Below are 13,744 nucleotides of genomic sequence, written 5' to 3' on the forward strand. Positions count from 1 at the left end.
CCTGGCCGTTTCGGGGCTTGGCGCGCCGTGGAGAGTCGCGCAGTATATATAGGGATCGGCCGGGCGGCCGCGGGGCGCTCGGTCCAGAGGGGTGACGTTCTACGTCAAGACGTGACCAAACGCGCAATGCGACACGCTTTGGCGTGCCGCTTGTTGCCATTCGGTAAAAACTCCGTTATTTAATGCACCGGGGCACGAAGCGCACGTAAGCGCCCGTGACATGGGGAGAAAAGCGTGGGGCTCATCACAAAAAGCCAGGCACCGCTGGTCGGGGTCGATATCAGCTCGACAGCGGTCAAGCTGTTGCAGCTGTCGCGGTCGGGTGACCGCTATCGGGTCGAGCACTACGCCGTCGAGCCGCTGCCACCCAATGCGGTGGTCGAAAAGGGCATCGTCGAGGTAGAGGCCGTCGGCGAGGCGATCCGCCGCGCGATGGCGCGTTCGGGCAGCAAGGCCAAGCATGCGGCCGCGGCCGTTGCGGGCTCCGCGGTCATCATCAAGCTGATCCCGATGCCGGCCGACCTCGACGAAGAGGAAATGGAGTCCCAGGTCGAGCTCGAGGCGGTCAACTACATTCCGTACCCGATCGAAGAAGTGAACCTTGATTTCGAGGTGCTCGGTCCGATGCCGGGCAACACCGAGATGGTGCAGGTGATGCTGGCCGCGTCGCGCTCTGAAAGCGTCGAGATGCGCGCCTCCGCCCTCGAACTCGGCGGCCTTGCCGCCAGGGTCATGGACGTCGAGGCCTTCGCGATCGAAAACGCGTTCTCGCTGCTGGCGAACACGCTCAGCGTGCCGCGCGACGGCATCGTGGCCCTGGTTGACGTCGGCGCGACCATGACCACGCTCAGCATCCTGCGCAACGACCGCAGCCTGTACACCCGCGAGCAGGTCTTCGGCGGCAAGCAGCTCACCGACGAAGTCATGCGCCGCTACGGGCTGTCCTACGAGGAAGCCGGGCTGGCCAAGCGCCAGGGCGGACTGCCGGAAAGCTACGAGGTCGAGGTGCTGGAGCCGTTCAAGGAGGCGCTGGTCCAGCAGATCAGTCGCCTGCTGCAGTTCTTCTACGCTGGCAGCGAGTTCAATCGCGTCGACCAGGTGGTGCTGGCCGGGGGCTGCGCCTCCATCGCGGGCATCTCGGAGATGGTCGAGGAGCAGCTTGGCGTGCAGACCGTGGTCGCCAATCCGCTTGCGCAGATGACCCTGGGTCCGCGCGTGCAGGCCCATGCGCTGGCTCAGGATGCGCCCGCCCTGATGATTGCCTGCGGACTGGCCCTGAGGAGCTTCGACTGATGGCCCGCATCAACCTCCTGCCGTGGCGCGCCGAACGCCGCAAGCAGCGACAGAAGGAATTCGGCGTCATGCTGGCCTTCGCCGCGCTGGCCGGCGTGCTGCTCTGGTTCCTGGTCAACGGCTACTACAACGCGCAGATCGACGGCCAGAACACGCGCAACACCTATCTCAAGGACCAGATCCAGCAGGTCGAGGCGCGCATCACCGAGATCGACGAACTCGACCGCCAGAAGGCGCGCCTGCTGGCGCGCAAGGAAGTGATCGAGCAGCTGCAGGCCAACCGCTCGCAGATGGTCCATCTGTTCGACTCGCTGGTGCGGACCATTCCCGATGGCGTGGTGCTCACCAATATCAAACAGGTCGGCGAGAAGCTGACGCTCGAGGGCCGCTCGCAGTCCAATGCGCGCGTCAGCACCTACATGCGCAACCTCGAGGGCTCGGGCTGGATGACCAAGCCGGACCTCTCGATCATCGAAGCCCGCGACGGCGTGGCAGGCCTGCCCTACGCCTTCACCCTGGCCGTCGAGCTTGCCAACCCCAACGCGCCAAAGGACGAGGACGGCGACGGCATTCCGGACGCGGTTCCGCCGGTTGATTCCGCGGACGCCGCAACGCCTGCCGGCATCGCCCCCGATGCGTCGCCGGAGGCCGCTGGAGCTGCCGATGCCGCGCCTGCCGCCAACGCCGAACCCGCCGTCGAGGCCCCCGTGGACGCCGAAGAAGCCGTGCCGGCCGCTGAAGAAGGAGCCGCATCGTGAGCAAGCGCAAGATGTCGCTCAAGGAACTTGATTTCAACAACATCGGTTCCTGGCCGCGCGAGTACAAGATCGGTTTCTGCACGATCGTCGGCCTGCTGATCTTCGGCCTGGCGTGGTGGGTGTTCACCCGTGAAAAGGGCGACCAGCTCGAAGGCCTGGAGCGCACCGAGTCCGACCTGCGCGCCGAATTCGAGACCAAGCAGGGCCGCGCCGCCAACCTGGAGCCGCTCAAGCTCCAGCTGGCGCAGATGGAACAGCAGCTGCAGCAGATGCTGCGCCAGCTGCCCAGCCGCACCGAGATGCCCGACCTCATCGTCGACATCTCGCAGACCGCGCTGGCCACCGGCATCCAGAACGAGCTTTTCCAGCCCGGTCCGGAAACCCCCAAGGAGTTCTACGCCGAGAAGCCGATCGCGCTGCGCATGGTCGGCAGCTACCACCAGTTCGGCGCCTTTGTCAGCGGCGTGGCCTCGCTGCCGCGCGTGGTGATCATGACCATGCACGACATCCAGCTGCGTCCGCGCGGTGCCGACAAGGATCCGCGTGCCGGCATCCGCGCCAACTCGCCGCTCGAACTGGCCGGCACGGTGAAGACCTATCGCTACCTGGACGAGGAAGAAGCCGCTGCCCAGGAAGCCGCGGCCGCTGCAGCCGGGGGGAGCCGCTGACATGCGCATGACATCAAACGCCATCCGCGGGCTGGCCCTGGTCGCGGCCATCGCGGCAGTGGCCGGCTGCGGCCGCGGCATCACCAGCGAGCCCGGCGGCGCGCCGAACCTGGAGGAGTGGGCCGCCAACGTCCGCGCCCGTCCTGCGCCACCGCTTGACCCGTTGCCGGTGATGCAGCAGTTCGAGACCTTCGAATACGCGGCACAGGGCATGCGCGATCCGTTCAGCGCCGCCTTCAGCAACGAAGGTGGTGGCAGCGGGCCGCGGCCCGACTCCAATCGCCGCAAGCAGACGCTCGAGCAGTTCCCGCTCGACAGCCTGGACATGGTCGGGTCGCTTGGCGCGGGCAACAGTTTGAAGGCGCTCGTGATGGCGCCGGACAAGGTCACCTACCAGGTGGGCCCGGGTGTGTACATGGGCCAGAACGACGGCCGCGTCACCAGCGTTACCGATGACCGCATCGAACTCGTGGAACTCGTGCCTGATGGCTCGGGTGGCTGGCTGGAACGGCCGGCCTCGATTGCGCTCGAAGACAATTGATTAGGGGAAGCCAGATGACGTTCACCAACGCGCAACGCCGTTCGCCCACCCAGCGGGCACTTCCGCTCCGGGCAGGCGCCTGCGGACTCCTCGCCGGCCTGCTTGGCGCTTTCGGAACGGTCAGCGCCGCTCCGAACCCGGGCGTGCCCGTGGCCAGCTTCGCCCAGTCGTCTGTGGTGGCGACGGATCCGGCGAAGCAGGTCCCGGCCGAAGTGGCCGTGGCCGACATCGACTTCAAGCGGGGCGACGGCGGCGCGGGGCGGCTCGTGCTCCGCTTCGACGGCGAAGGTGCGGCGCCGGACCTGCGTACCGAAGGCGGTGCCGTGATCATCAACGTCGGCAACGCGTCGCTGCCGGCCTCGCTGCAGCGGCCGCTGAACGTCACCGACTTCGCGACTCCGGTGCAGCGGATCGATGCCAACCAGGGCGCCAAGGGCACCCAGATCGTGCTCAGCACGCAGGGGGCGTTCGAGCCGCTGGCCTACCAGACCGGCCGCGACTACATCGTCGAGATCGTGCCGCGCGCCGAAGCGCCGAACCGCGCCGTGGGCTCAGCCGCCGCCAATACCGTGGCGGCCACCGGCCAGGTCGTCGCTGGCCAGGCCGCGCAGGGCGAGACCCGCGCGTATCGCGGCCGTCCGGTCACGTTCAACTTCCAGGACGTTCCGGTGCGCACCGTGCTGCAGCTGATCGCCGAGCTGTCCGACCTCAACATCGTCGCCAGCGACAACGTCACCGGCAACGTCACCCTGCGCCTGATCAACGTGCCGTGGGACCAGGCGCTGGACATCGTGCTGCAGGCCAAGTCGCTGGACAAGCGCCGCAACGGCAACGTGGTCTGGGTGGCACCGCAGTCGGAGATCGCGAAGTTCGAGCAGGACATCGCCAATGCCCGCATCGCGCTGGAGAACAGCGCGGAAATGATTACCAAGTACATCCCGATCTCCTACGGCAGCGCCGAGGACATCGCCAAGCTGCTGACCGACGAGAGCAAGAGCAGCCAGGGTGGTGGCGGTGGGCAAGCCAACTCCAGCCGGGGCTTCCTGTCCCCGCGCGGCAGCCTGAGCTTCGATCGCCGGACCAATACGCTGCTGGTGATCGACATCCCGGATCGCGTGCAGGAAATCCAGAACCTCGTCGACGAGCTGGACAAGCCGGTTGACCAGGTGGTGATCGAGTCGCGGATTGTGATCGCGAACGAATCGTTTGCACGTGACCTGGGCGCGCGCTTCGGTGTCCGCGGGGTCAAGGATCGCGTGATCGGCTCGGGGTCGCTGGACGCGAACCACAAGCTGATCGAGTCCGCGGCGGATGCCGAGCCCGGCGATCTGCTGAGCTGGGGCAGTGAGGGCGTGCTCAACAACGACTTCAGCATCCGCAACCTCAATCCGGGTTCGATCGCCTTCACGATCCTGGGCAACACCATTGACTGGGACCTGGAGCTCCAGGCGCTGCAGCAGGAGCAGCGAGGCGAGATCGTTTCCAATCCGCGGGTCGTGACCAGCAACCAGCGCGAGGCGATCATCCGCCAGGGTCGCGAGGTCGGCTACCTGACGGTGACTGGCGGTCAGAGCAACAACGTGCCGACGGTCCAGTTCAAGGAGGCCTTGCTCGAGCTGAAGGTCACCCCGACCATCACCGCGGATGGACGCGTGTTCCTGACTCTCGCGGTCAAGAAGGACGAGATCGAGGACTTCACCGAGATCACCGGCTTCGGTTCGGTTCCCAACCTGGCCAAGCGCGAGGTCACCACCGCGGTGCTGATCGAGGACGGGCAGACCGTGGTCATCGGCGGCGTCTACGAGTTCAGCGACCGCAACTCGGTGTCCAAGGTGCCATTCCTCGGCGACCTGCCGATCCTGGGCAACCTGTTCAAGACCAAGGGCCGCAGCAAGGCCAAGGCCGAACTGCTGATCTTCGTCACCCCGCGCGTGCTGCGCGTGGCGCCGCGCGGCTACTGATTCCGCAAGGCCAGGCATGACCCGCGACGGGGCCCTTGTGGCCCCGTCGTCGTTCCAGTGACCAGCGGTGCTTGAACCATCGGGCCCGCTTGGGGTCAAACTGGTCCCGGCGCAGCCCGCGCCGCAGATCGGCTTGCAATGGAAACGACCAGCGACGAGGGTGCCCGGCTCCACGGCCTGTTCACCAGCCTCCGCGACGCGCTCGCGGAAGAAATCATCGGCCAGGCGGCGCTTGTGGAGCGCCTGCTGGTGGCGCTGCTGGCCGACGGCCACCTGCTGGTGGAGGGTGCGCCCGGGCTGGCCAAGACCAGCGCCATCCGTGCGCTGGCCGCGCGGATCGAAGCCGACTTCGCCCGCGTCCAGTTCACCCCCGACCTGCTGCCCGGGGACCTGACCGGGACCGAGGTCTGGCGCCCGCAGGACGGCCGCTTCGAGTTCCTTCCCGGCCCCGTCTTCCACTCGCTGCTGCTGGCCGACGAGGTCAACCGCGCTCCGGCGAAGGTGCAGTCGGCGCTGCTCGAGGCGATGGGCGAGCGGCAGGTGACCGTGGGTCGGCAGACCTATGCGCTGCCGGCGCTGTTCCTGGTCATGGCGACCCAGAACCCGATCGAGCAGGAGGGCACGTTTCCGCTGCCTGAAGCCCAGCTCGACCGTTTCCTGATGCACGTCCGCGTCGGCTATCCGGAAGCGGAGGCCGAGGCCGCGATCCTGCGCCTGGCGCGCGATCGCGCGATCGCGATGCTGGAGGCGCCGTCGGTTCCCGCCGACCGCATCTCGCAGGCCGACGTGTTGGCCGCGCGCTCCACCGTGCTGGCGCTGCACATGGCGCCCGCAGTCGAGCGCTACCTCATCGAAATCGTGCTCGCCTCGCGCGACGCCGCGCGCTATGACCAGGCGCTCGCGCAGCGCATTGCATGGGGGGCCAGTCCCCGCGGCTCGATCGCGCTGGAGCGCTGTGCGCGCGCCCACGCCTGGCTTGCGGGGCGTGACTTCGTAACCCCGGACGACGTGCGTGCGGTCGCGCCCGATGTCCTCCGCCACCGCATCCTGCCCAGCTACGAGGCCACCGCCGAGGGCTGGGACGGAGAACGCCTGGTGCAGGCCCTGCTGGCGCAGGTGCCGCTGCCGTGATTGGCGGCGCCGTGGTCGACGCCGTGCGCGGGCGATTGCGGACCCGCGCCGGAACGCCGCCGGAGACTCCAGCACCAGTAGGGCACTCAATACGCGAGGGTGATGGCATCGCTCCAACCCTTCCCGAGCTGATCGCCCTGCGCGGCCTGGCCCAGGCGCGGGGCGCAGCGCGTCGCGGGGCTGCGGGCCTGCGCGCCCAGGCGCCTTCGGCACTTCGCGGGCGGGGCATGGAATACGCGGAGTCGCGCGGCTATGCGATCGGCGACGACGCGCGCCACATCGACTGGCGCCTGACCGCCCGCAGCGGCAAGCCGCACACGAAGCTGTTCCAGGCCGAGCGCGAGCGACTCAGCCTGATCGTGGCCGACACTGCGCCGGCGCTGTATTTCGGCACCCGCGTGCGCTTCAAGTCGGTGCAGGCTGCGCGCGCCGGCGCGGTCGCGGCATGGCGCGCGGTGGCCGACGGCGACCGCATCGCCGCGCTCCGCGGCAGCGATGCTTCACCGCCAGTTCCCGCAGCGTCGGGCGCGCGCGGCGCACTGCGCGTCCTGGACGCCCTGGTGCGCTGGTATGCACGACCGCCCGATGCCGATGCGGGCCTCGATGTCGCCCTCGACCATGCCCGCCGCCTGCTGCGTCCCGGCTCGCGGCTGCTGGTGCTGGCCGACCCGGCCAGCGTTGCCGCTATTCCCCCCGCGCGCTGGCCGGCGCTGGCTGCGCACAGCCAGGTTGTGGTGCTGCTGCTGACCGACCCGCTGGAAACTGCGCCGCCCGAAGCCCTGCTTGCGTTCGCAGCCGGGGGCGCGGGGCAGGCGTCCGGCCCGCGCATCGACCTGGACCTGGCCGCCGATCCCCAGCGCCGGCGCTGGCAGGAGGCGTTCGCGGGCAGCGTATCGGCCACGGTCGCGGCCCTGGCCGCGCGCGGCGTGCGCGCGATACCGCTGTCGTCCGACGCGCCGAGCGACGCCTGGCTCGCGGCCACAGGGGCGGGACGCGGCTGATGGACGACGGGCTGCTCCTGCGCGACATCCACCTGTCGACGGCCCCGCCGTGGTGGCCGCCGGCACCGGGCTGGTGGATGCTGGCCGCAGCGCTGCTGCTGGTGCTGGCCGCGACCATCGCCTGGCGCTGGTGGCGCGCCCGCCGCCGTCGCCGGCTTCAGGCCCTGTTCGACGCCGAGGTGGACGCCGCGGCAGGACCCGCCGCGTCCGTCGCCGCGATCTCGGCCCTGCTGCGCCGTGCGGCGCGGCTGCGCGACCCCGCGGCGGATCGCCTGCAAGGCCAGGCTTGGCTCGCGTTCCTGGATGCCGGCCGCGGGACCACGCGCTTTGACGGCGCCCGTGGGACCCTGTTGGTTGAAGGCCCGTTCCGGCGTGACGCGGATGCTTCGGAAGTGGCCGACCTGCGCCACGTCGCGCGCGAGCGCTTCGTCGAATGGATGGAGGGCCGCAAATGAGTGCGCTGTCTTCCGCCTGGCCGGCGTTCGCGGGCTTCGCCTGGCCCTGGCTTCTGCTCGCGCTGCCTCTGCCCCTGCTGTTGCGGGCTCTGCTGCCGCCGCTGCGCGACACCGGACCGGCGCTGCGCGTGCCCTGGGCCGCGCGTCTGGCAACGATCTCCGCCCCGTCCGGTCTGCGCAGGAGCACGGCCGGACAGCCGTGGCTGGCCTGGCTCGGCTGGGCGCTGCTGTGCCTGGCCGCGGCCCGACCGCTGGCGTGGGGCGAGGTCGTGCAGCCGCCGCACAGCGCGCGCGAACTGATGCTTGCCGTTGATCTCTCGGCAAGCATGGGCGAGCGCGACATGCTGGTCGGCAACGAAGTGGTCGACCGGCTTGCCGCGGCCAGGGCGGTGATCGCCGATTTCCTCGACCGGCGCGAGGGCGACCGCGTCGGCCTGCTCGTATTCGGCCGCGGCGCCTACGTGCTGGCGCCGGCCACCGCCGACCTCGGCACCGTGCGTGAGCAGCTGCTGGCGACCGAGGTCTCGTTGGCCGGTCGCGAAACTGCCATCGGCGATGCGATCGGGCTCGGGGTCAAGCGCCTGCAGGCGCAGAGCGAAGGCGAGCGCGTGCTGGTGCTGCTCACCGATGGCGTCAACACCGCCGGCGCCCTCGATCCGCTGAAGGCCGCTGAAATCGCCCGCGATGAGGGCGTGCGCATCCACACCATCGCTTTCGGCGGCAGTGGAGAACAGCTGTCGGTGTTCGGCTTCCGCCTGCCCTCGGGCGGCAGCGAGATCGATGAGGAGTCGCTGGCTCGGATTGCGGAGATGACCGGTGGCCGCAGCTTCCGCGCCCGCGACACCGAAGCCCTGGCCGGCATCTACGCTGAGATCGACCGCATCGAACCGGTCGAGGCGCCGGGCGAGGCCATGCGCCCCCGCCTCGAGCGCTACCACTGGCCGCTGGCCCTGGCACTGTTCGCCGGTCTGCTTGCAGCGGCGCAGGCGTGGCGGAGGGGTGGACGATGACGCTGCCGTTCGCCGACCTCCAGTTCCTGCGCCCGGCCTGGCTGCTGGCGCTGCTGTTCCTGCCGCTGCTGGCCTGGGCCTGGAGGCAGCGCGCGCGCCGGCGCAGCGGCTGGCGCACGGCGGTCGATGCACATCTTCTGCCGCACCTGCTCGATGCCCGCGGCGGCGGGCGCGACAGCTCGCTGGCCGGCCTCGCCACGCTCGCGGGCCTGGCCGTGGCGATCGTCGCCCTGGCCGGACCAGGCTGGCGCGGCGTGCCGCAGCCGCTGCAGGGCGGCGGCAGTGCCCTGGTCATCGTGCTTGACCTGTCCAGCGCGACCCTGGCCAACGACCTCCAGCCTTCGCGCCTGGCGCAGGCCCGCGCCAGGATCGACGCCCTGCTGCACGCGCATGCCGGCGAGGTTGCGCTGGTGGCCTACGCCGACGATGCCTTCGTGGTGTCGCCGGTCACCTCCGATCCCGACAACGTCGCCGTCTTCCTCGATGCCCTGGCACCCGAGGTGATGCCGGTGGATGGCCAGCGACCCGAGCGCGCCATCGACCGCGCACGCGAACTGCTGGCCCGGGCCGGGCATGCCCGCGGCGACATCCTGCTGCTGGCCCCGGAGGCCGGACGCGCTGCTGTTCGCACCGCGACCCGCGCCGCGGCCGATGGCTATCGCGTCTCGGTGCTGGCGATGGGCACCGAAGCCGGCGCCGGCTATCGCGGCCGCGACGGCGAGATCCATCGCAGCGCACTTGACCCCGGGTCCCTGCGCGCGCTGGCCGCGGCAGGAGGTGGCCGCGTCCACGGCTGGGATGAAGCGCCGGGGCAGGTCCTCGCCGCGCTGGGCGGCGGTGGCGCCGCGGATGCCGGCACGGGCGCAGTGGCCGCCGATGGTTCGCGCGGCCTGGTGCGCGAGGACGGCGGCTACTGGCTGCTGCCGCTGGCGATGCTCCTGCTGCTGGCCGCCTTCCGGCGCGGCGGCGTGCTGGCGGTGCTGGCGCTTTGCATGGTGCTGCCGATGCAGCCGGCCCTCGCAGCCGGCGCCGGGCCGCCTGTGGCCGATGCATGGCGCCGTGCGGACCAGGCCGCACACGCACGCAGCGTCGAAGCCGAGGCCGCCTATCGCGAAGGCGACTTCGCGGCCGCGGCGCGCGGCTTCGCCGACCTGCCAGGCGCCGACGCCGCCTACAACCGCGGCAATGCCCTGGCCCGCGCGGGCCGCTACGAAGAGGCGATCGCCGCTTACGACGAGGCTCTGCGCGAAGCCCCCGACATGTCCGACGCGGTGGCCAACCGCGCCGCTGTCGAAGCCGTGATGGACCGCGAGCCGCCGAGCGGCGGCGCCGGCGGCGGCGACATGCCTCCCGATGGTGGCAAGGGCGACCGGGGCGCGGGCGACGAGGCCGGTGACCGCGGCGATGACGGACGCGCCCCGCCTGATGACGACGCGGGCAAAGAGCAGGAGGGTGACCCGTCCGCGCCAAGGCCGCAGCCGCCCGGGGATGCCGACGCGAATGCCGGACCGCCACCTGCGCCTGGCGACGACAGCGACGCCGATGCCCGCGCCCGCCAGCAGGCCGCCGATGACGCCCAGCGCGAAGCCATGCAGCGTGCCCTCGACGCCGGCACCGCGCGCGGTGCCGGCAGCGAAGCGGACGACCAGCACAACGCGTCCGAACGCAGCGAGTCCACCGCAGCCGACGAGCGCGAACAGGCCAACGCCGCCTGGCTGCGCCGCGTGCCCGACGACCCCGGGGCGCTGCTGCGCGCCCGCTTCCGCAACGAACACCTGCGCCGCCGCGCCGGGGAGCGCTGACCGCATGCCCATCCTGTCCAAGGCCTTCCGCCGGCCGCTCACGCTGCTCCTGCTGCTGGCCATGCTCGTCCCCGGCCTCGCCCACGCCGAGGTCCGCGCCTGGCTGGATCGCGACGGCATCGAACTCGGCGAGACCGTCACCCTCAACGTCGAGACCGACGGCGGCGGCCGTCCGGACTACGCGCCGCTCGAGGACGACTTCCGCATCGAACAGCGCAGCAGCCGCCAGTCCTTCGTGCAGCGCGGCGGGCAAACGGTTGCCCGCACGCTGTACGCGGTGGCGCTGCAGCCGGAGCGCGAGGGCAGGATCACGATCCCGGCGCTGCGGGTCGGCAGCGAACGCACAGCGCCCGTCGTGCTTACGGTCACCGCCGCGCGCGCGGCGCCGGCCCGTGCACGCGGACCGGCCTACATCGAGGCCGAGGTCGACGACATCGCGCCCTATGTGCAGCAGCCCGTGGGGCTGCGCCTGCGGCTGTACTACTCGGCGCGGCTGGTGTCCGGACAGCTGGACCAGCCGGAACCCGATGGCGCGTCCCTGCAGCGCGTCGGCAGCGACCTGCAGTACACGCGGGAGGTCGATGGCCGCCGCTTCCAAGTGGTCGAACGCAACTACCTGCTGGTGCCCGAGCGCAGCGGCCGGATCGAGCTGCCCCCGGCGCGCTTCCGCGGCCGCGGCGTGGGCGGCTGGCTCGACGACCTGTTCGGCGATGGCCAGCGTGCACTGGCCGCCGACGGCCCGGCGATCGTGCTGGACACCAAGCCGATGCCCGACGCGGCGGTCCGGCCCTGGCTGCCCCTGCACGGGCTGCGGCTGCGCTGGCTGGAGACGCCCACCGCGGCGCGCGCGGGCGATGCGTTCACGGTCGAACTGGAGCTGGTCGCCGATGGCGCGATCGCCGCCCAGATCGAGCCGCCGGTGCTCGGCGCCGACCAGGGCGCGCAGGTGTTCCCCGAACCCGCGCAGCACGACGAGACCGTCGAGGACGGCCGGCCACGCGTGCGCATGGTGCGCCGCTTCTCGATCCTGCCCGCGCGCGAGGGTCGCGTCCGCATCGAGGCGCCGCGCCTGCAGTGGTGGGACGTGGATGCCGATCGCGCACGCGTGGCGACGCTGCCGCCGCTGGAGCTCGACGTCGCGGCATCGGCATCGGGCGGTGACGCCACCGCGGCGTCGCCGCGCGACGGGGGATGGATGCGCGTGCCCGGCGTGCAGGGAGAAGTACGCACCTGGGCGCTGGCGACGGTGGCGTTCGCCCTGCTATGGCTGCTGACCCTGGGCTGGGCGCTGGGCCTGCGGCAGCGTGCGGGTGCCAGTGCAGGCGTCCGGGACGGGGCCGGGGAAGCGGCCGCCGGCGCCACGCCGGCTCGTCGCGCGGGGCCATCGCCCATGCTCCGCAAGGCGCTCGATACCGGCGACCTGGGCGATGTTGCCGACGCCCTGTGCGCGCTGGCCTCGCCGCCCGCCGCCGACCTCGACGCGCTGTCGCGAAGGTTGGTGGCCGGTCCGCAGCGCGACGCGGTCGCCGGGCTGCAGCGCGCGCGCTGGGGCCAAGGCGAGGGCACCGCGGCGCAGGCCCGCGCCGCGGTGCGCGAGGCCTTCGCGCGCGGACCCGACTGGGTGGCGCAAGACCCCGGTGCCGATGGACCGCTGCCGCCGCTCTATCCGCGCTGAACTGCCGCGGCGGGGCGCTTTGCTAAGCTCCGCCGTCCACACCGTTCCGGGGAACACCGCATGACCGAGCCGACCGCGCCCAGCCGCCAGCGCATGCCGCTGCACTGGAAGATCGCCATCGGCTTCGTCGCCGGCCTGGTCCTCGGCCTGTTCGTGCACTACGTCGCCGGTGCCGATGCCGCCTGGGTGCAGGGCCTGACGCGCTACGTGACCCAGCCGCTGTCGACCCTGTTCCTCAGCCTCATCTTCATGATGATCGTGCCGCTCTTGTTTTCTGCGCTGGTGGTCGGCGTCTCGGAGATGGGCGACGTGAAGTCGCTCGGGCGCATCGGCTGGCGCACCCTGGTCTGCACCGTGGTGTTCTCGGGCATTGCCGTGCTGCTGGGCCTGGTCATGGTGAACGTGTTCAAGCCCGGCGAGGGCGTCGACCCGGTGCTTGCGCAGCAGCTTCTGAGCGAGGGCGCCGAGCGCGCCGCGGCCATCGTCCGCGACAGCGGCGAGCAGCCCTCGGGCATGCAGATGCTGCTCGACATCGTGCCGCAGAACGTGGTCGGCGCGGCGGCCAACAACGCCAACATCCTGGCGCTGATGTTCTTTGCGCTGATGTTCGGCATCGGCGTCGTGATGAGCCCGGATACCGCGCCGATCCGCACGCTGCGCCGCGGCATCGAAGGCATCTTCGAAATATCGATGACCCTGATCGGCCTGATCATCCGCATGGCGCCGGTAGCGGTGTTCTGCTTCATGTTCAACCTCGCCGCGTTGTTCGGCTGGGACCTGCTGCTGCGCCTGGGCGCCTTCGTGCTGGTGGTGGTCGGGGCGCTGTTCCTGCACATGGTGGTGACCTATTCGCTGGCGCTGAAGTTCATCGGCGGCTATTCGCCGCTGAAGTTCTTCAAGGGCGTGCAGGAAGCGATGCTGATGGCCTTCTCCACCGCGTCCAGCAACGCAACGCTGCCGACGGCGCTGAAGGTGGCCGACGAGGAGCTGCACCTGCCGTCGAAGGTCTCGCGTTTCGTGCTGACCATCGGTGCCACCGCCAACCAGAACGGCACCGCGCTGTTCGAGGGCGTGACGGTGATTTTCCTGGCGCAGTTCTTCGGCGTGGATCTCACCCTCGGCCAGCAGTTCATGGTGATGCTGGTCTGCATCCTCGGCGGCATCGGCACCGCCGGCGTGCCCTCGGGCTCGCTGCCGGTGGTGGCGCTGATCTGCGCGATGGTCGGCGTGCCGCCGGAAGGCATCGGCCTGATCCTGGGCGTGAACCACTTCCTCGACATGTGCCGGACCACGGTCAATGTCACCGGCGACCTCGGCATCGCCGCGATCGTGTCGAAGGGCGAGGCGGACGCGCCGCTCGACCTGTCGGACGGGGAACCCCGCGGGAGACTCGGCGGGCAGGGGGTGGGACAATGACGGCTTCGTCCGCCGTCCCAGCCGCCCGAGACC

At 70.8% G+C, this 13,744-nt stretch carries 12 protein-coding genes; all 12 read left to right on the plus strand.

All coding sequences use genetic code 11. The annotated features are described in order from the left end of the window. Nucleotides 1-234: 234 nt before the first annotated feature. The 12 genes from WCE37_RS08995 (at nucleotide 235) to WCE37_RS09050 (ending at nucleotide 13,711) form a co-directional block, all read left to right on the plus strand. The gene (locus WCE37_RS08995) at nucleotides 235-1,293 is read left to right on the plus strand and encodes a pilus assembly protein PilM (protein ID WP_343279051.1); all 1,059 of its coding nucleotides are present in this window, start codon (nucleotides 235-237) and stop codon (nucleotides 1,291-1,293) included. Continuing rightward, entirely contained in the window at nucleotides 1,293-2,051 is a 759-nt protein-coding gene (locus WCE37_RS09000) for a PilN domain-containing protein (RefSeq protein ID WP_343279052.1), read from the plus strand. The genes WCE37_RS08995 and WCE37_RS09000 overlap by 1 nt, the downstream gene beginning before the upstream one ends. Next, the gene (pilO, locus tag WCE37_RS09005; RefSeq protein WP_343279053.1) at nucleotides 2,048-2,719 is read left to right on the plus strand and encodes a type 4a pilus biogenesis protein PilO; all 672 of its coding nucleotides are present in this window, start codon (nucleotides 2,048-2,050) and stop codon (nucleotides 2,717-2,719) included. The genes WCE37_RS09000 and pilO overlap by 4 nt, the downstream gene beginning before the upstream one ends. Nucleotides 2,720-2,726: 7 nt before the next feature. Next, entirely contained in the window at nucleotides 2,727-3,260 is a 534-nt protein-coding gene (locus tag WCE37_RS09010) for a pilus assembly protein PilP (RefSeq protein ID WP_343279181.1), read from the plus strand. Between the two features lie 14 nt (nucleotides 3,261-3,274). Continuing rightward, nucleotides 3,275-5,221 carry a type IV pilus secretin PilQ gene (pilQ, locus tag WCE37_RS09015; RefSeq protein ID WP_343279054.1) on the plus strand — a complete coding sequence of 649 codons (1,947 nt, stop codon included), beginning with the start codon at nucleotides 3,275-3,277 and terminating at the stop codon, nucleotides 5,219-5,221. Nucleotides 5,222-5,359: 138 nt separating this feature from the next. Next, on the plus strand, nucleotides 5,360-6,352 hold the full coding sequence (locus tag WCE37_RS09020; protein ID WP_343279055.1) for a MoxR family ATPase: 993 nt from the start codon (nucleotides 5,360-5,362) through the stop codon (nucleotides 6,350-6,352). 89 nt (nucleotides 6,353-6,441) lie between these two features. Further along, a complete protein-coding gene (locus WCE37_RS09025; protein WP_343279182.1) occupies nucleotides 6,442-7,353 on the plus strand; it encodes a DUF58 domain-containing protein in 912 nt (303 codons plus the stop codon). Then, nucleotides 7,353-7,808, plus strand: a complete 456-nt coding sequence (locus tag WCE37_RS09030) for a DUF4381 family protein (RefSeq protein WP_343279056.1) — start codon at nucleotides 7,353-7,355, stop codon at nucleotides 7,806-7,808. The genes WCE37_RS09025 and WCE37_RS09030 overlap by 1 nt, the downstream gene beginning before the upstream one ends. Then, nucleotides 7,805-8,818 carry a VWA domain-containing protein gene (locus WCE37_RS09035; RefSeq protein WP_343279057.1) on the plus strand — a complete coding sequence of 338 codons (1,014 nt, stop codon included), beginning with the start codon at nucleotides 7,805-7,807 and terminating at the stop codon, nucleotides 8,816-8,818. The genes WCE37_RS09030 and WCE37_RS09035 overlap by 4 nt, the downstream gene beginning before the upstream one ends. Further along, a complete protein-coding gene (locus tag WCE37_RS09040; protein WP_343279058.1) occupies nucleotides 8,815-10,620 on the plus strand; it encodes a VWA domain-containing protein in 1,806 nt (601 codons plus the stop codon). The genes WCE37_RS09035 and WCE37_RS09040 overlap by 4 nt, the downstream gene beginning before the upstream one ends. Nucleotides 10,621-10,624: 4 nt before the next feature. Then, the gene (locus WCE37_RS09045; protein WP_343279059.1) at nucleotides 10,625-12,295 is read left to right on the plus strand and encodes a BatD family protein; all 1,671 of its coding nucleotides are present in this window, start codon (nucleotides 10,625-10,627) and stop codon (nucleotides 12,293-12,295) included. A 60-nt stretch (nucleotides 12,296-12,355) separates the two neighbouring features. Further along, on the plus strand, nucleotides 12,356-13,711 hold the full coding sequence (locus WCE37_RS09050) for a dicarboxylate/amino acid:cation symporter (RefSeq protein ID WP_343279060.1): 1,356 nt from the start codon (nucleotides 12,356-12,358) through the stop codon (nucleotides 13,709-13,711). The last annotated feature ends 33 nt before the right edge of the window (nucleotides 13,712-13,744 follow it).

The sequence above is a fragment of the Luteimonas sp. MJ250 genome, from assembly GCF_039548455.1.
Lineage (GTDB): Bacteria > Pseudomonadota > Gammaproteobacteria > Xanthomonadales > Xanthomonadaceae > Luteimonas.